Raw genomic sequence first — 423 nt, 5'->3', positions numbered from 1 at the left:
CCGGTGCAGGTGCTCGTAGATGCGCAGGCGCAGGTCGTTGGCGACCCACTGTCCGATGCTGGTGGTGTAGTAGTTGTCGATGTAGGTCGCGATGCCGCCGATGACCGCGATCAGGATGGTGGCGATGCCGGCAAACAGCGCGACGCCCAAGGTATGGCGGCCGATGCCGAACTGATGCGCCCATTCGAGCCACGGCGGCAGGTGGTGGGTGCCCAGCGCGTCGTCGAGCACCAGCTTGAGGGGCCAGGGCGCCGCCAGGCTCATGAGGATCTCGACCATCATCGCGGCGAAGACGATCACGAGCCAGGCCCGGTAGGGCCTGATCAGCCCGAGCACCAGGCGCGTCATGTCCCGGCTCTGCGTCTTGGCCATGTGCCTGGCCACGCGGGTTGCCGAGTCCTGCGTGAGGTCCGTCGCCGCTTC

Annotated in this window: 1 pseudogene; it reads right to left on the bottom strand. The window is 67.4% G+C overall.

Going from position 1 to position 423, the window contains the following annotated elements:
* Positions 1-423 (bottom strand): annotated as a pseudogene (locus AB4Z46_RS35480) (hypothetical protein); the annotation flags it as partial.

Origin of the sequence: Variovorax sp. M-6 (genome assembly GCF_052114385.1) — a bacterium.
Classification (GTDB): domain Bacteria; phylum Pseudomonadota; class Gammaproteobacteria; order Burkholderiales; family Burkholderiaceae_C; genus Variovorax.
The sequence above is the reverse complement of the archived record's forward strand: the minus strand, read 5'-3'. Positions and strand labels throughout refer to the sequence as shown.